This window comes from Shewanella sp. Arc9-LZ, assembly GCF_010092445.1.
Classification (GTDB): Bacteria; Pseudomonadota; Gammaproteobacteria; order Enterobacterales; family Shewanellaceae; genus Shewanella.
In genome coordinates this window covers 1,977,432-1,994,851 of sequence record NZ_CP048031.1, presented here as the reverse complement: position 1 = coordinate 1,994,851, position 17,420 = coordinate 1,977,432, and the positions used below count along the sequence as shown (strand labels likewise).

14 protein-coding genes are annotated in these 17,420 nt (G+C 41.7%); 8 read left to right on the top strand and 6 right to left on the bottom strand.

Annotation, left to right across the window (positions count from 1 at the left end):
* Window positions 1-107 precede the first annotated feature (107 nt).
* The 5 genes from sbcB to GUY17_RS08505 all read left to right on the top strand — a co-directional run bounded on the left by sbcB (window position 108) and on the right by GUY17_RS08505 (window position 6,656).
* The gene (gene sbcB / locus GUY17_RS08525; RefSeq protein ID WP_162022861.1) at window positions 108-1,529 is read left to right on the top strand and encodes an exodeoxyribonuclease I; all 1,422 of its coding nucleotides are present in this window, start codon (window positions 108-110) and stop codon (window positions 1,527-1,529) included.
* A gap of 45 nt (window positions 1,530-1,574) precedes the next feature.
* On the top strand, window positions 1,575-2,471 hold the full coding sequence (gene cdd / locus GUY17_RS08520) for a cytidine deaminase (protein ID WP_101087538.1): 897 nt from the start codon (window positions 1,575-1,577) through the stop codon (window positions 2,469-2,471).
* 468 nt (window positions 2,472-2,939) lie between these two features.
* Window positions 2,940-6,086: a YdbH domain-containing protein gene (locus GUY17_RS08515; protein ID WP_162022860.1), complete on the top strand. Its 3,147-nt coding sequence runs from the start codon at window positions 2,940-2,942 to the stop codon at window positions 6,084-6,086.
* 63 nt (window positions 6,087-6,149) lie between these two features.
* The gene (locus GUY17_RS08510) at window positions 6,150-6,308 is read left to right on the top strand and encodes a YnbE family lipoprotein (protein ID WP_081430160.1); all 159 of its coding nucleotides are present in this window, start codon (window positions 6,150-6,152) and stop codon (window positions 6,306-6,308) included.
* A gap of 15 nt (window positions 6,309-6,323) precedes the next feature.
* A complete protein-coding gene (locus GUY17_RS08505; RefSeq protein WP_101087536.1) occupies window positions 6,324-6,656 on the top strand; it encodes a YdbL family protein in 333 nt (110 codons plus the stop codon).
* 46 nt (window positions 6,657-6,702) lie between these two features.
* On the opposite strand, the gene GUY17_RS08500 is transcribed toward GUY17_RS08505, so the two are convergent.
* The 5 genes from GUY17_RS08500 to GUY17_RS08480 form a co-directional block, all read right to left on the bottom strand.
* On the bottom strand, window positions 6,703-7,092 hold the full coding sequence (locus tag GUY17_RS08500; RefSeq protein WP_242445178.1) for a hypothetical protein: 390 nt from the start codon (window positions 7,090-7,092) through the stop codon (window positions 6,703-6,705).
* A 33-nt stretch (window positions 7,093-7,125) separates the two neighbouring features.
* Window positions 7,126-7,716: a GNAT family N-acetyltransferase gene (locus tag GUY17_RS08495; protein WP_162024323.1), complete on the bottom strand. Its 591-nt coding sequence runs from the start codon at window positions 7,714-7,716 to the stop codon at window positions 7,126-7,128.
* Between the two features lie 181 nt (window positions 7,717-7,897).
* Window positions 7,898-8,521, bottom strand: coding sequence for a 2OG-Fe(II) oxygenase (locus tag GUY17_RS08490; protein ID WP_162022859.1), 624 nt, complete (start codon window positions 8,519-8,521; stop codon window positions 7,898-7,900).
* Between the two features lie 228 nt (window positions 8,522-8,749).
* Complete coding sequence (locus GUY17_RS08485) at window positions 8,750-10,489, bottom strand: SulP family inorganic anion transporter (protein WP_162024322.1); 1,740 nt, start codon at window positions 10,487-10,489, stop codon at window positions 8,750-8,752.
* 214 nt (window positions 10,490-10,703) lie between these two features.
* Entirely contained in the window at window positions 10,704-12,620 is a 1,917-nt protein-coding gene (locus GUY17_RS08480; protein ID WP_254439887.1) for a choice-of-anchor I family protein, read from the bottom strand.
* A 304-nt stretch (window positions 12,621-12,924) separates the two neighbouring features.
* Here GUY17_RS08480 and GUY17_RS08475 point away from each other — a divergent pair, with 304 nt between their 5' ends.
* The 3 genes from GUY17_RS08475 to ilvN all read left to right on the top strand — a co-directional run bounded on the left by GUY17_RS08475 (window position 12,925) and on the right by ilvN (window position 16,695).
* Window positions 12,925-14,085, top strand: a complete 1,161-nt coding sequence (locus GUY17_RS08475; RefSeq protein WP_162024320.1) for a multidrug effflux MFS transporter — start codon at window positions 12,925-12,927, stop codon at window positions 14,083-14,085.
* A gap of 397 nt (window positions 14,086-14,482) precedes the next feature.
* Entirely contained in the window at window positions 14,483-16,201 is a 1,719-nt protein-coding gene (locus GUY17_RS08470) for an acetolactate synthase 3 large subunit (protein ID WP_101087533.1), read from the top strand.
* Window positions 16,201-16,695: an acetolactate synthase small subunit gene (gene ilvN / locus GUY17_RS08465; protein ID WP_101087532.1), complete on the top strand. Its 495-nt coding sequence runs from the start codon at window positions 16,201-16,203 to the stop codon at window positions 16,693-16,695. Before GUY17_RS08470 ends, ilvN begins: the two co-directional genes overlap by 1 nt.
* Before the next feature lie 82 nt (window positions 16,696-16,777).
* On the opposite strand, the gene GUY17_RS08460 is transcribed toward ilvN, so the two are convergent.
* Entirely contained in the window at window positions 16,778-17,410 is a 633-nt protein-coding gene (locus tag GUY17_RS08460) for a class GN sortase (RefSeq protein WP_101087531.1), read from the bottom strand.
* Window positions 17,411-17,420: the final 10 nt, after the last annotated feature.

Here is a 17,420-nt window from a genome sequence, read left to right as displayed (position 1 = left end):
GCGGAAGCTAAAGCAGCACAAGAAAACCAACTAAATTAGAATGAAAGGTTTAAAGCGGATTTAACCATGATTTACATAAAGTTAAATGCAAAAATGAGCAGAATAAAATGAAAATAAATCATGAAGAAACCCCATCACTTTACTGGCACGATTATGAAACATTCGGGGCAAACCCAAGCAAAGATCGTCCGTCTCAGTTTGCGGGTATTCGAACCGATTTAGAACTCAACATTATCGGTGAGCCTGAAACCTTTTATTGCAAACTCGCGCCTGACTATTTACCGTCTCCCGAAGCCATATTAATTACGGGGATAACCCCACAACTGGCCAACCTTAAGGGCGTACCAGAAGCTGAGTTTATGAAACGTATTAATACGCTGTTTAGCCAACCCAGCACCTGTGTTGTGGGCTATAACTCATTACGTTTTGATGATGAGGTCAGTCGCTATGGTTTCTATCGTAATTTTATAGACCCTTACGCGCGAGAATGGCAAAACGGTAATTCTCGTTGGGATATCATTGATTTAGTTCGAGCTTGCTATGCATTTCGTCCAGACGGAATAAATTGGCCGAAGAAAGAAGATGGCTCACCGAGTTTCAAGCTAGAGTTACTCACCCAAGCGAATGGTTTAAGTCATGAAAAAGCCCATGATGCTATGTCAGACGTTTATGCCACGATTGCTATGGCTAAACTGATAAAGCAGACACAACCCAAGCTGTACGAATATTATTTTAATTTAAGGCGTAAACAAGCGGTTGCGGATCATATTGATGTCCTTAAAATGCAGCCTTTGGTTCATGTCAGTTCAAAAATTAGTGCGCTGCAAGGCTGTACTACGTTAATCGCGCCAGTGGCATATCACCCAACTAATAAAAATGCGGTGATATGCGTTAATTTGGCCATGGATATCTCGCCATTATTAGAATTATCTGCTCAAGAAATAAACGACCGTATGTATACGTCTCGTCAAAACTTAGCTGAAAATGAGCTCGCAATACCACTCAAACAAATCCACCTTAACAAGTGTCCCTTTATCGGATCGCCAAAATTACTTGACGACGAGGTAGCTGAAAAATTACAGTTCGATAAAGCATTTGCACGTGAGCAATATAAACGCTTAAAAAACCACCCAGAATTGCGCGAAAAGCTTAACCAAGTATTTGAACTTGAATCAGATCGTAAACCGATCACCGATCCTGATTTAATGCTATATAGCGGTGGATTTTTCAGCCATGCTGATAAAACAAAAATGGACATTATTTGCCATACTGCACCACATAATTTAGCAGCTTTGGCATTGCAATTTGATGATCCGCGGATCAATGAAATGTTGTTTCGTTTTCGGGCACGTAATTATCCAGAAACATTAAGCGACAGTGAAGTCCGTAAATGGCGTGATTTCTGTCAACAACGCTTATCGGATGCCGATTATGTGATTAAACTCGAGAACCTGGTCGAAGAAACCAGCGAGAATGAACACAAACAAAAGCTATTAAAAGCCCTATATCAATATTTACAGTCACTATAGTAAATTTTATTTTTACCCAATTTATTTCATCTAAGGATTAAGGGAATGCAAAATCGTTTTTTAGAAAGCATTACTCAACTAGACAAACCTCTGGCCAATGCGCTTGTGCCATTATTACACGAGCAATTTTGCGGTCATATTGATGCAAGTCAATTTGCAGGCCTAGTTAACGCAAGCGGTAAAACAGAGCAACAAGTGCTCATGGATTTATTACCTATTGCCGCAGCACTCGCTAACCCACCGATAAGCGAATTTTATGTCGGTGCTATTGCAAAAGGTGGCAGTGGCGACTTGTACATGGGTGCTAATTTAGAATTACCCGGAGAAGCGTTATTTCACAGTGTTCATGCTGAACAAAGTGCCATCAGTCATGCATGGTTAAGTGGTGAAACAGAAATTGTTGATATCATTGTAAACTTCAGTCCTTGTGGTCATTGTCGCCAATTTATGAACGAACTAGTCAATGGCAGTAAGATAAATATTCACCTGCCTAATCAACCAACCCAAACATTAGCGCATTATTTACCTTATGCGTTTGGGCCGGCAGACTTAGATATAACCGTGCCACTATTATGTAAGCGCGAGCAAGAATTTAATTGTGATTCAGATGACCCAATGATCATCGAAGCCATTGATCAAATGGGCCTCAGTTACGCGCCATATACTAATAGCAATGCCGCTGTTGTATTAGAAACTAACGACGGCGCCACTTTCTGTGGTCGTTATGCTGAAAGTGCGGCATTTAATCCATCAATGCAACCGATGCAAATGGCATTATCCAATTTAATCCGCCATAACCGTCAATACAGCGAAATAAAGCGCGCGGTATTAGTCGAATCATCAGTAGGCAAAATTACCTTGGTCGGCGCTGCTATGGATGCTCTGCATGCAATCGCACCGATTGAGCTTCAACATATGGTTGTAGAACCATTGCTGGGATAAATAACAGCAAACTTACTATGTTAAATATTCAGATAGATGGAAGGCGCTAATAAGCGCCTTTTTTTATTTGGATTAACACTACATTAAACCTAGATTAATAATGTATTATATTTTAACAATCTACTGCTGATACCATGCTAAGCTAATTGACATTTTTAGCATGGATAACATTAAATTATCGGTGTACACATCGTTAAACAAACAACTGTTTATTGCTATTTTAATTATTTACTGGCTAATAATTTTCATCTAATGCAGCGTTTAATCAACAACAGTCTGTAGATAATTTATCTCCTTTAATGGCAGATAATGAGTAGGATTATTACCATGGCCGATATTAATCAATCTTATAGCCAAATTCAGATAATAACTGCAACATTATTAACGGGCACATCGTTATCAATGAACAAACAAATGTAAAGCGAGTCACTATTGCGCATATCGAGCCTTAGCAAAGTTTTACTCTTTATGCTGTTTTGTACAGTCGCTTTAGTATGGGCCATTATCGAAAATGCCAAACCTCTTACGGTCAAAATACTCAACAACTTATTAGCCGACAACCACATAGAAGTGCTTAATTTTGATGCCGAATATGTCTCATTTAATCATATTCGGATCCCCAGGTTAGTCCTAAAAATTGAAGACAGTCATATCGCTATCCAAGAGTTCAATCTTGAGCTGCGTGACAGCCTGCAAATTCTTAAAAACCAACAAATCAACGCCGACGATATCGTTAGCATCAAAACCCAGAGTGTCTATGTTGATTTGGGCGACAGTTTTTTCATTCGTCAATCACAACAAACTGAAGAATCTCCAGCGGCAATGCAACTCAACCTCGCAAAATTACCCACTATTGAGCTAGGTGAAATAAACATTAAGCTACCAGTGCTGGATAAAGATCTCCCACAGCAACACACTTTAAAGATGGACCAGCTTACGTTGACCCAAAAAGGTCAACTAAATACCTTGTGGCGATTTAATGACTTCCCGCTATTTAGCCTAGATGCCAGCTTAGACAAACGTGCTTGGCAATTTAACACCCTTGTTGATTTAGGGTTAAGCTATCAAGGGCTTGATTCATTAGAACAATATTTAAGCTTATTAAACAATAAACAACAGTCACAACAAGCGCAAAGCAACAATATGCTTCATGGTTTGCATACGCAGCTATCACAACTTCTACAACCCATTCGTCAACAGCAAGTCACCATAGAAGGCCAATGGACAGCCAACAGTAAAATTAACTTAATCAGCGGCGAGATGAGCAGTCAGCAATCGATAGACGGATTATCTTTGCACTCGCCACTTTGGCCTAGTGTCTATTTTTCGCCGCAACAACCCATTAAGGCGATGCTTAATTTGGGCAATTACCCGCTACAGGCCTCACTAGACAACAGTAAAACCATCGATGCCTTCGCGCTAAAACTTGATATTGCCCCGCTACACTACCAACTGTCGCCCTCACAAGACGACAGAAATAAATTAATTGCATTGTTAGCCGATGATCACGCCAATCAAATAGTTCATATCATTGAACAGTTAACCCCTAAATCACCTTCTCAGCTAGCCAGTATCGATGTAGGCATGGCCTATCCCGTTGAAGTCGTTATCCCGCTGCAAAATGATGCTCTACCTCTGCAGGTGTCAATTCCTGACCTAAGCGTCAGCATTGAAGGGTTATTGCTCCAAAGCAAATTAAAACTGGCGCACACCACATTCAATAGTCATCAACAATTTAACAGTCATTTCGATTGGGGTATGGCATTGTCGACCCCGGAAGCAACAGCCAAGACACAACAACAGCCAGTTAACACACTCACCACAGCCAACACAACCGTAACCGTTAGTGAAAATATATCCGAACCAACATCAGCACCAGTAACCGCGATGGCTCCAAGTCTAATTGATATAAAAGCCTTATTCCCTGAGATCCCGTTAGAGCAGCTGTCACTTTCTAATGCGAAAGTGAATCTAGTCGGTCAAATATCGCAGTGGCAACAAAATCAACTCGAACTGTCATTGCTGCCAAGCTCCAGCGTAGCCGTCAACAACACAAGTATATTGCGCAGTATTACCAGTGAGAATGAACAACATACCAAGCAGACCAAAAAATCTTCTGCACTATTAGGGTCATTCGGACTTGTGCTTAACGACACCTCGACCATGTCATTCAAACGAAATAATACTCAACTCAATCTATCTCCGTTTACACTGCAAATTGGCCAATTGATTGTTCAGCAAGCAACCCAAGTGGACAACAGTAAACTATCAACCACACTGGCCTCGGTTAACAAAGCCGATATTGCCATCAATCAAGGTATAATCTTGGCGTTACATCAAGATGAGCCCATCGACAAGTCGCTAGAACGTTGGTTACAAAACCCTGCAACCAACGACATAGCTTGGCGTATCAATAAACTCGATATCACCAAGCAACTGGGCAAAAGTCGCCGACAACCACTACTTGCACTTGATAATATTACGGTTACTCAGCAGCTCAATTTATCCAAAGGATTACTGGTTGGTAGCGAACAATGGCAACTCGATACCCTTAACTTAAGCAGTTATCACTTACTTAAATTTGCCGATAAAAAAAGCCCATTATCATTAGCTGGCCAATGGACTTTTGATACCGACATTGAAATAGCACTGAAGACATTACAAAAAGTCCAACCCCTGCCAGATAACTTTACAATTCAAGGCCACAGCAAACTAATCGCAGGTTTTGCATTAAGCGAAATAGGCAACACCAGTCAGTTTGAAATGAAAATTCAACAACAGTTGTCATCTTTGTCAGGTCAATGGGAAGATAAAACCTTTAATGGCGGTGACGTGTTTGCCCAATGCCAATTTAACTGGCAGCAAACTCACGATGGTCCTAATACTCCTGCGGCTGAAAAACACTTTGCTCACAGTCAATTAGTCTGCCCACAAACCGCAATCAGTTTACAGCAAGCTAAACTTGGTTTATCGCTAACAAACTTGAATTTGAATGCCGATATCGAACTCAATAAAGACGGCAATAAAACGCCGACCAATTGGTTACAGCAAGTTACAGGGTTAAGCGAGACCAACATCAACCTTACCGCCAGCGGCGACATGCTTGATGGACGCTTTTTATTACCTGAGTTTGTACTAAAACTGCATGATAAATCTTATGGATACTTATTATTACAAGGGTTGAGCCTAGAAAAATTCTTAGAAGAGCAACCGCAAGTGGGTGTTAAAGCCAATGGCTTATTTGATGGCGTATTACCCGCGGTACTGGTTGATGGCAAAGTGACTGTTACTGGTGGCAAACTGGCTGCGCGAGCACCTGGAGGATTAATTGAAGTTGCCGGAAATCCTGCAATGGATCAGCTAGAATTATCTCAGCCTTATCTTGGATTAGTCTTTACCGCACTTGAGCATCTTAACTATACTGAATTGTCGAGCTCCTTTGACATGATACCCAACGGCGATGCACAGATTAATATTGCAGTAAAAGGTAACAGCCGTGACATTGAGCGCCCTGTTCACCTTAATTACTCTCACCAAGAAAACTTAATTCAGTTATACAAAAGTACTCAGATCGGTAATCAGCTACAAAGCAAAATTGAAGCAAAAGTCCAATAGCAGCATAAAAGGATCGTCCACGTGAAATATTCATCGACATATTTAGTCAGTATCAGCACCATAATGGCATCGTTATGGTTATCAGCTTGTACGCCTACCGTAAAGATAGAGCCACCTGACAAGCCAATTGTCATTAACTTAAATGTTAAAATTGAGCATGAAATTAGAATTAAAGTGGAAAAAGAACTCAATAATTTACTTGAGAATGACGAGTTATTTTAAGCAGAGGTTATCAAGATGAAATCTAGATTCGTTTTAGCCACTGCCGTATGCTTAACCAGTTTATTATGGTGTGCCACTGCTTGGGCAATGACATTGCAACAAGCCAAAACGGCCAGACTAGTAGGTGAGCAAACAAACGGTTATTTAGGTGTTGTCATTCAATCAAAAGAAACACAACAGCTAGTACTCACGGTTAATACCAAACGCAAACACTATTATCAACTCATCGCTGAGAGAAATAAAATTAGCCTAGATAAAATTGCCACTCTTGCGGCTCAAAAAGCGATTGAAGCAGCGGAACCTGGGCATATGATCCAAACGCCACAAGGGCAATGGCTAAAAAAATAACCACGAGAGTTGCCTCTACGTGGTTATGTCTATATCTAACAAACCATTACATGGTCGCCATAACCCAATAATCTAAGCGCTTCTGTGGGTCTGTGACAATCGATTTGCAAGAGTCTTTGTATTTTGACATCAATGCGCCTAAGTTATTCGACCCAGCTAATTTATCAATTTGCTTTTGTTTAGCAGCAACAACATCTTTTTCAACTTGCTCTGGGGCACGGTACTTACCCGCTATCGCCACGGCATCAATTGCAGAGGTTTTTAAACGATCACCCACCGCTTTCATTTGTGGGGCATTCATCGCAGCAATCGCTTCCGAGCTAATTTGATAATACGCTGCACATTCAAGTAGTTCATCAGTGAATGCTTTTTCTGCAGCATCTTCTGCGTGTGCAGTTACACTCATGCATATAGCCGACACAGTAAAAACCCACATAGCAGATTTGTTCATGGTTGTTTCCCTTCGTTTTTAGAAATTTGGAGATAAAGTTAACGATTGATAATGCGCTAAACGAGATGTTAAAAATTGTTCAACTTGAGGCCATTCGGTTTCAATAATCGAAAACACCACAGTGTCACGAATAGTCCCGTCAGCTTGAATTTTATGATTGCGTATAATGCCATCTTGCTTAGCACCCAACCGTGCGATAGCGTTTCGAGAGGCATGATTATGCCAATGCGTCCTGAATTCGACCGCGATAGCATCTAAGGTATTAAATGCATAGCGGAGTAATAATAACTTGGACTCAGTATTAATAGCACTACGTTGATAAGATTTAGCGTACCAAGTGTAGCCTATTTCGAGTCTACGATTAGGTTGGTCCCAGTGGCAAATTCGAGTACAACCAATAATATTGCCAGAGACTTTATCACGCACCGCAAACGCGACCGCTTCGCCTTTGTTTTCACGAGCTAAAGCATGCTCGACATACGCTTTCATACCATCGGCATTAGGAATTTGCGTAAACCATAATGTCCACAAATCGCCATCACTGGCAGCCACAGTTAATCCAGGAACGTGATCGAAAGACAGTGGCTCTAGGATAACATGTTCGCCCATTAAGCAATCTTGTCTATTAATCCAGCTCAAATTAACGCTCCTTATAGTAAAAGGTTACATTACCTTAACTGCATATAGATTTACAGCCAGCAACTACAATGTTTTTATCTATCGCGTAAAAACATTGTTTTGCTGTTGCTACAACCAATCACTAAAGACGGATCCCTTGCCAACGGTAGAATTAAAAACCGTGATTCGCGTTACTCACCCTAAACCAGCCGGCAATACTATTACGGGTTTTTGTGGTCGGCCTGACTTCATGCGGAAAGCGTTCACTTAAAAACAATACCAAGGTACCAATTTTAGGATTAACGACTTCTAAAGGTGCATCAAACTCATCATAAATGATCAATTCGCCACCATCGCTGTGTTGCCAATCTGGATTCAAGAAAAATACTGTCGATAAAATACGATTTTGGCTGCCATGCAACGCATCAACATGTTTTTTATAAAAAGCACCAGGCTCATAAACAGCATAGTGACTTTCAAAGTCAAACAGCCCCATAAACAAACGACGATTTAACCCGTCTTTCAATTGGCTCATAATCGATAAATATTCACGGTCAATATGATCTTGATTGTCTAACCAGCTAATTTTATCCGAGCGAATTTCAGTATTGATTTGTTGTTCAATCCCTCGACCAATGGCGGCTTTTTTAAAATCAATATCTTGCTGAGCTTGCACTTTGTCAAGCAAGGCTAAACTTACATAATCAGGAATGATATCAGATAAAAGGATATACCCTTTATCGACTAACGCATCTGCGATCACATCCAGCATTGCTTCACTTACTTGCGAAACCATATATGCCACATCCAACAGAAAGACTACGCTTTTTACTTTACTCAAGGGCACAGAAAGGAAATTAAGGGCCTGATTTTCGAGGGGGCGTCATTACAAAGTATGATTGCCATACCTTGGTTATTTTCGGCGATTTTATAGAATAAAACCGCCATGAACAACATTTATTAAAATCTTTAAAATTCATAAACTTAAACCAAGCTAACACACAGTACCAGCTAAACCTAATGGTTAAATTTGACTATGTGTTAATACGGCCTCGGTTGAATCATCGCTATGACTATCATCAAGCTTTTGTGCTTCACACGCTGCAACATGACTTTGTTGCATTTTTAAGGCGAGATATAAATCTGAGCGAATAGTAATACCTTCTTCGCCAGACACCATATCTGTTTGTTCAAACCAGCTAATTAACTGCCGCTTACGCCCTGCCAACACTAAACTGACACCACGCTTTCTTAATAACACATCGATGTCGGTCAGCATTGCCATTACGCTTAGATCTAAATGAGTAAAGCAAGGTACCGCATCTATAATCACACATTCGACCGTTTCAAGTTGGTTCTGCCGAGCAAAGCGTTCCAGTAGACGGCGCTTAAAATAGGTGGCATTAAAATAGGTCAACGGAGAATTGAACCGATAAATAAACACACCAGGTACCGATGAGGCTTTGTCGCTGCTATCTAAGCTGCGAATAATGCCTTTAGCATCCAGTCCCAACACTTGATCCGTCGGTCGCATAACCGTACGAAGAAACTGAAACAATCCTAATAACACTGCAAGGGTGATCCCAGGGATCACGCCAATAAAAAGTACTGCGAGGAAAGTGGTTAAAGCTAAATAAAAGGCTTGGCGATCACGTAAACGTAAGCCCCAAATCGCTTTTAAGTCGATAAGGTGCACAGACGCTATCACTAATACTACCCCGAGCGCTGCGCTGGGAATAAACTCTAACGGCGCGGTTAAAAACACCGCCACTACGGCGATTAACACTGCAGCAATCACCGACACTAACTGAGTTTTACCGCCATTCGCATCGTTTACCGCAGTACGAGAATTGGCACCACTCACGGCAAAACCTTGCGATAATGCGGAAGCAATATTGGCTAAGCCCAAGGCTTTAAACTCTTTGTCAGCATCAATGTCGTAACCATTTTTAGCGGCAAAACTGCGCGCGGTCAGCATCATACTCACAAAACTGACCATGGCTAAGTTGAGTGCCGGCATCACTAATTCACGCGCAATACCAATGTTAAACACAGGAGCTTGAAATGATGGCAAGCCACCTGCCACGCTACCAATAACCGCCACATCATAATCGGTTAAATGAAAAGCCCACACCAATGCACCACCGACTGCAATAGCAAACATTGATGCTGGCCATGTCGGTTTTAACCGCTTCATCACAAAATAAACAACCACAGTGAGAATAGCCATCATCAATGTCGGTATGTGAGTTTGTGATAAATAACTTGGCGCACCGCCTAGGCGTTCAAGCAAGTATTTTTCATCAAAGGTAAAACCGAATATTTTTGAGAATTGCCCCACAATAATGGTAATGGCGACACCGTTAAGCAGCCCCATCAGAATGGGTTTGGATAAGAAATCGGCTAACACGCCTAATTTAAATCGACTTGCAATCAAGCACCAAAACCCTGTCATCACGGTCATGGTCATCACTAATTGCCAATGTTTTAGGCTATCGCCGGCCGCTAGAGGGGTCACAACGGCGGCAATTACCGCACATGTTGCAGCATCAGGGCCAACGATTAGTTGTCTTGAGGTGCCAAATAAGGCGTAGATGAGCATCGGCAACACGCATGAATACAAACCTACAGCTGCATTCACGCCCGTTAACTGCGCATACGCAATTGCCACGGGTAAAGCGACTGCAGCAACAGATAAACCAGCACGAACATCATCTTTAAGCCAGCTTCGCTCGTAACGAGAAAAGGTTTCTAAACCAGGCATAAATCCATATAACCGACTCAGTAACACAACAACCTCAATAATAATAAAGCAGGTTGTTATCATAGTTTTATTTCAAATTAATTACGACATATTCACCAACGATAAATAAAATTTCATCCAATAAAAAACGCCAAGCGAGTTAGACTTGGCGTTTTGAGTTACTAATTTGTGGCTAATATAAAATAGCCGTAATGATACAGAAGTAGCGATATCGTTACTGTAAACGTAATTGATATACCACAGTGGTGCCGCTGACTTCATTACCAATTAACAATAATGGCAATCCGGTAGGGCTGTATTGACTAGCAATAAACTTCATCCCCTCAGGACCTAAATCACCCGCTAAAGAGGCATCACCTTCTACTTCGCCAGTGTCGGTATCAATGGCAAAGTCGGCATCAAAATTACGATTACGAACATAATCGACAAACGATACGGCAAAAGGGTTAGTAATGTCGTAGATCATAAAACCACCGGTGCGTTCTAAACCAATAAAGGCATAAGTATGTGAACCTATTTGGCCAATAGCTAATGCCTCTGGCTCCGGGCCTTTGTCGTCGCTGCGGCTATCACCTTTGTTTTCATCGTTGTTGTTATTGAAGTTCATCGCTAATAACGCCGCGGTAATACGCTCGAAATCACTACCACTGTCAAAAACTTGTTGCCCTTCTGCAGTCCAAATCGAAAATGAACGGCCACCGTAAGCGACTATTTTATCCATTAAGCCATCATTATTCTCATCGCCCATACTCGTGGTGACTTTTAAGCGCCCAAGTTGGGTTTTATCTTGTGCGGCAGCAAACTGCGGATGGTTAGGATCTAAATTCAAATCTTCAGCTCGAGCTTCTTCAGAAAAACCGTCATAGTCGCGGGCATCACCTTCGTTGGCCGTTACGATAAAATCAGTATTATTCCATCGATAACTAGCAATAGTATCAGGTTGATACATACCATAAACACCTTCGTAAGTTTGTAAATTTATGGCATCGTCTTTGTCACTGGCATCAATTTTATTAGCGTCTAAACCAAAATCTTTAAGCCCTAATGCAATAATACGCTTTACCGTTGCTGTTGCTATATCAATCACAGCAATAGCATTGTTTTCTTGTAAACTGACATACGCAAATTGACTGTCAGCTGACACTGAAATGTACTCAGGTTCTAAATCTTGCGCCACACTCGCGCCAGGACCATTAATTTTAATCAATGGATTAAGCTCTGAATTACGCGTACCACCAATATTAAAATCTTTAAAATCAATGACAGTTGCCGTGGTTGCTGGCACACCACCCACAATGGCAATTAACGCAACAGAACCTTCAGGGTCAACATCATAAGCGCTATTAGGCTCACCTTCACCGGCAACTAACAACACACTACCGTCAGGGCTAAAAGTGACATTATCAGGTAATGCACCCACCTCAACAAACGACAAATAAACGGGTAATGCGCTTTCAGATAATCGATAGAACGCCACTATACCATTACCTTGAGTAGCGTTACCTAACGCATCGCCTCGCTCAACGGCTGCCGCTAACAAATTACCCGAGACACTGACACTGTTCACGGCGCCCAGTAAGGTTAACCCGGTATCGACGCTAATATTCAATTCGGTCTTTTTGGCAATATTATTTAAACTGTAGCCTGCTTCATCTTGAACGGCTGTTTGAGTTAATGTCGATAAATCGAGTACATCTACTTTGCCACTTTGAGCATTCACCACAAATGCGCTCTGACTCAACGGATGATAATCGACAATTTCTGCAGCACTTAAGCCATAAACACCAGACTGATAACGCCCCACTAAATCAACTGCCAAAGTATTTTGGGTAACATTACAAATCGTTTGAGTTTGGTTGCTATCAACCTCACTCATCTCTAATACGCCGTTACTATTAGTGTCTAATCCAGTGTCAATTTGCTGACCACCAAACGCGCACTGATCATGACCTACAGCAAGAGGGGTTACACTAACCAAAGCAGATAAACCATTATTACCACTGGCTCCATCTACGCCACTATCACCCTTTGAGCCCATTTGGCCGTCATCGCCATCGCACGCTGTTAGTAGCATGGTGGTCATTATTGCAGACACTAACAGTGCCGTTTTTCCTTGAACAAAGCGCATCATAAACTAAAGTTCCGAATAGAGGTTGGTAATCTAAAGCGAATAATCTAATCAAAAACAATGAAGCTTTAATGACAATAATGTTGCATTTATGTGCCATCAATAAAAATCAATATAATGAAAATGTAAGCACAATCTGTATATATTATTCATTACAAAATCAGCCGCAGTAAATGTCTAATATCGTGGTAAACTAGCGTTGATTAAATTAGCATCGTCTGCAACACCTAAAGCACATGAGGTTCACGTGGTATCGCCATCAAAATTCGACTCGTCTCCAGTCTCTGCGGGTATTCCCCACTTAGCGATGCTAATCCCTATGCTTGCCGCTATTGTCGCCATTACGCCTTTAGCCATAGACATGTACTTACCGGCAATGTCCATGCTGGCATTAGGTTTTGAGACCGACATCACCACAGTACAACAGTCTCTCAGTATTTATCTTGCAGGTTATGCCTTAGGCATGCTGATTTTTGGCCCCCTTGCCGATAAAATTGGTCGTCGACCACTGGTGATTTTTGGGTTGTTAGGTTTCACCATTATCAGCTTGTTAATTGCACTTAGTACCAGTATTGAACAGTTTTTAATATTGCGTTTTGCACAAGCTCTCATTGGCGCAGCGGCCACGGTTGTGGTGCCGGGTTATATTAAAGAGATCTATGGCGACAACACCGCCAAAGGTATGTCTTATGTAAGTCTTATCATGATGCTAGCACCATTGCTCGCCCCTACTTTGGGCAGTTTAATTATGGAGGTCGGTGATTGGCATCTTATCTTTTTAAGCCAAAGTTGTTATGCCATCACGTTATTGGTATTAGTATTATTTAAACTAAAAATGCCCAGCGATAAAGATCTTGGCAGTCGCAGTCAAAAGACATTTTTAGGCGGTTACTACACAGTCTTTGCTCGCAATGGCGTCAAACTGAATTTATCCAGCGGTGTATTAACGTCATTTGCTTTCTTTTGTTACTTAACCGCTTCGCCATTTATTTACATGGAAGTGTTTAATTTAGATAAATCGCTGTTTGCGATTTTATTTAGCACCAATGTGGGAGCCTTGATGCTCGCTAATATTGTTAACTCTAGAGTGGTAACCCGATTCGGCTCAAAACGGATGTTACACGTAGCAACATTCTTCGGCGTCATTGCCGCAACCGGCCTACTAGCGGTTAATTTACTTGATTTAAGTTATTATTTTACCGTGTTAATGCTTATCCCTTTAATGGGTTCGCTCGGGGTCATGTCGGTCAATGCAGACGCCATTGTATTAATGAAGTTCAAGCAAGAAACCGGCACCGCAACTGCCGTCATTGGTACGCTAAGATTTGGTTTTGGTGCAGTAGCAGGGCCACTGTTGGCGTACTTTTATGATGGTACTGCCGTGCCCTTTTCAGCGCTGATGCTTGGCGCAATATTGCTAGTCGGATTATGTCAGTTTTTTCAAAGTACCTTACCTAAAACTGAATAACGCAAAATATTTCTGAAATAACATTATGCAGAGACCACTATTTTAGTGGTCTTTTTATTGCCTTATTATTGGTGATAGACACTATCAATCCCCTTTCGCCGAGCAAATAGCAGCACTTAAACATCAAACTCATCACAACAACCAAAAAACAGCTCATAAACATGAAATGATTTCAACCTTGAAAAATAATTAACTAAAGGGGTTGCAGTAAAAATAAATTTACATAAGATGGAGGCTAGTTACTTGTTCAGTAACAATGAAATCAGCCATTGAATATTGCGACAGCAATTTCAATCTTCGAGTTTGGATTATCCTTCAAACTTATTTTTTAAAACGATTACCGTCGTTGTATACAAGATACTGTTTACCATACGGTAACTTAACAAGGATTCATTTCATGGAAAAGCTTTCTGGCGCGAGTATGATCGTGCGCTCATTAATAGATGAAGGTGTCAGCCATATCTTCGGTTATCCCGGTGGTTCGGTATTAGACATCTATGATTCTCTGCATAAAATATCTGGTATTGAACACATCCTAGTTCGTCATGAACAAGCCGCTGTGCACATGGCTGATGGTTATGCCCGTGCAACTGGCAAAGTTGGCGTCGTGTTAGTCACTTCAGGCCCTGGTGCTACCAATGCTATTACTGGTATTGCCACTGCTTACATGGATTCAATCCCACTGGTTGTGTTGTCTGGTCAAGTGCCGAGTAATTTGATTGGTAATGATGCCTTCCAAGAATGCGACATGATTGGTATTTCTCGCCCAATCGTTAAGCACAGTTTTTTAATAACAGATGCAAAAGACATTCCAGAAACGGTTAAAAAAGCCTTTTTCATTGCCGCTACCGGTCGCCCTGGCCCTGTGGTCATTGATTTGCCTAAAGACTGTTTAAGCCCAGATATACTGCATGATTATGTTTATCCGGACAGCGTTAAAATGCGTTCGTATAACCCCACTACATCGGGTCATAAAGGACAAATTCGTCGCGGTTTGCAAGCCCTGTTAGCGGCTAAAAAACCGGTATTATATGTCGGTGGTGGCGCGATTATTTCGGGTTGTGATGCACAAATACTTGCCCTTGCCGAACGTTTAAACATCCCTGTCGTGAGTACTTTGATGGGCTTAGGCGCGTTTCCTGGCACCCATAAGCAGAGTTTAGGCATGCTAGGAATGCATGGTTTATACGAAGCGAATATGGCAATGCACAACACCGATTTAATCTTTGGTATTGGGGTCCGTTTTGACGACCGCACCACCAACAATGTTGAAAAATATTGTCCTAACGCCACCATTTTACACATCGATATTGATCCATCTTCTATCTCTAAAACGGTTCGGGTCGATATTCCAATTGTTGGCTCTGCCGACAATATTTTAGACGGCATGTTAGATCTACTTGATGAATCCAAGGACACCAATGATGCTACTGCTATGGCAGCATGGTGGAGTGACATTGAAATTTGGCGTTCACGAAAGAGCTTAGAGTTCGATCGCACTACAGATAGAATCAAACCACAGCAAGTTATTGAAACATTGTACAAACTCACCAATGGTGACGCTTATGTGGCGTCGGATGTCGGCCAACATCAAATGTTTGCCGCGTTATATTATCCGTTCGATAAACCACGCCGTTGGATTAACTCAGGTGGATTAGGCACCATGGGCTTTGGTTTGCCTGCGGCAATGGGCGTTAAAATGGCGTTCCCTGAAGCGACTGTAGTGTGCGTTACGGGTGATGGTTCTATCCAAATGAATATTCAGGAGCTTTCAACGGCACTGCAATATGATACTCCGGTTAAAATTATCAACTTAAACAACCGCTTCCTTGGCATGGTGAAACAGTGGCAGGACATGATTTATTCAGGTCGTCATTCCCATTCTTATATGGATTCTGTGCCTAACTTTGCCAAAATTGCTGAAGCCTATGGCCATGTGGGAATGAACATTAATCATCCAGATGAATTAGAATCTAAGCTGGCTGAAGCGTTGGCGATGAAAGACAAGTTAGTGTTTGTTGATATCAGCGTAGACGAGACTGAACATGTGTACCCAATGCTGATTCGCGGCGGCGCGATGAACGAAATGTGGCTAAGCAAAACGGAGAAAAGCTAATGCGTCGTATTATTTCTGTATTACTTGAAAACCAACCAGGCGCTTTGTCACGAGTGGTGGGATTATTTTCTCAACGCGGTTACAACATCGAAAGCTTAACCGTTGCGCCGACTGAAGATGTGACCTTGTCACGCTTAAATATTACCGTGATTGCTGATGCCAATATTCTTGAGCAAATTGAAAAACAATTGCATAAGCTTATCGATATTTTGAAAGTGGCTAACATTACCGAGTCGGCCTATATTGAACGTGAAATTGCCTTAGTTAAAGTGAAAGCTCAAGGCGATCAACGCGAAGAAGTCAAACGCACTGCTGATATTTTTCGTGGCCAAATCGTTGATGTTACCGCCAATATTTATACGATCCAAATGGTCGGAACCAGCGATAAAATTGATGCGTTTATCCATGCGATCACCGATATGACCAAAGTGATTGAAATATCGCGTTCTGGTGTGGTTGGTTTAGCCCGAGGTGAAAAATCAATGAGAGCCTAATTACAGGTTGTCTGACACAAAAAAGCAGAGTCCTATTGGGCTCTGCTTTTTTATTGCAATTAAGACAAGTGGCCATAAATAGCTAACTCACACTGTATCGCGGTTTTGTATCGATTGGTTTAGCTTCAACAATATAGCGATATTCGGCATTGCCACTCAGTTGGTCAAACGGATAACAGGTTATCAAGGTTAAATGACTTTCTGCTGTGGGAGCCAGCACATCTAAGTCGGTTTCATGCACCACATGCGTGGTAGTAATTTGATATAACACTCGCTCACCTGCAGTGCTATAAAGCTCAATCATGTCGCCAACCTTAACGTATTGTAAACGCATAAAATGACTGTCTCGATGGCCGGCAATTATCATATTGCCCTGCTCACCCAACGCCGCCCCCGCTAACATTAATCCAGGGCCAAAGGCTAAATTACGCCCAGAGGCCCCCGCTAATACGTATAAGTCACTGCCTAAAGGTTGCAAGCTATCATTGTGTTGTTGCAACACACGCATCTTAGCTACCGGATGAGTGTCTGCCCAAGACCAGGGTTTATGTGGTTGGCTATCTGCCAAGGTTTTTTCAAAAGCCCGTTCAATTAAAAACTGGGCAAAATGGGCTTTAGCTTGCATATAACCTCCCTGTAATAATAATGCACATCCCAGTACGCTTAGAAGCACAATCACAATCCAATGCTTGGTCGGTGATATTGTTCGCTGCATATTTCCGCTC

Coding starts and splice junctions, on each gene's coding strand:
- GUY17_RS08515 (WP_162022860.1), top strand. CDS start 2,940: ATGCTGTTTTGTACAGTCGCTTTAGTATGGGCCATTATCGAAAATGCC.
- GUY17_RS08490 (WP_162022859.1), bottom strand. CDS start 8,521: ATGGTTTCGCAAGTAAGTGAAGCAATGCTGGATGTGATCGCAGATGCG.
- GUY17_RS08495 (WP_162024323.1), bottom strand. CDS start 7,716: ATGGGCGAACATGTTATCCTAGAGCCACTGTCTTTCGATCACGTTCCT.
- GUY17_RS08470 (WP_101087533.1), top strand. CDS start 14,483: ATGGAAAAGCTTTCTGGCGCGAGTATGATCGTGCGCTCATTAATAGAT.
- cdd (WP_101087538.1), top strand. CDS start 1,575: ATGCAAAATCGTTTTTTAGAAAGCATTACTCAACTAGACAAACCTCTG.
- GUY17_RS08510 (WP_081430160.1), top strand. CDS start 6,150: ATGGCATCGTTATGGTTATCAGCTTGTACGCCTACCGTAAAGATAGAG.
- GUY17_RS08475 (WP_162024320.1), top strand. CDS start 12,925: ATGCTAATCCCTATGCTTGCCGCTATTGTCGCCATTACGCCTTTAGCC.
- sbcB (WP_162022861.1), top strand. CDS start 108: ATGAAAATAAATCATGAAGAAACCCCATCACTTTACTGGCACGATTAT.
- GUY17_RS08460 (WP_101087531.1), bottom strand. CDS start 17,410: ATGCAGCGAACAATATCACCGACCAAGCATTGGATTGTGATTGTGCTT.
- GUY17_RS08500 (WP_242445178.1), bottom strand. CDS start 7,092: ATGTGGGTTTTTACTGTGTCGGCTATATGCATGAGTGTAACTGCACAC.
- ilvN (WP_101087532.1), top strand. CDS start 16,201: ATGCGTCGTATTATTTCTGTATTACTTGAAAACCAACCAGGCGCTTTG.
- GUY17_RS08505 (WP_101087536.1), top strand. CDS start 6,324: ATGAAATCTAGATTCGTTTTAGCCACTGCCGTATGCTTAACCAGTTTA.
- GUY17_RS08485 (WP_162024322.1), bottom strand. CDS start 10,489: ATGCCTGGTTTAGAAACCTTTTCTCGTTACGAGCGAAGCTGGCTTAAA.
- GUY17_RS08480 (WP_254439887.1), bottom strand. CDS start 12,620: ATGATGCGCTTTGTTCAAGGAAAAACGGCACTGTTAGTGTCTGCAATA.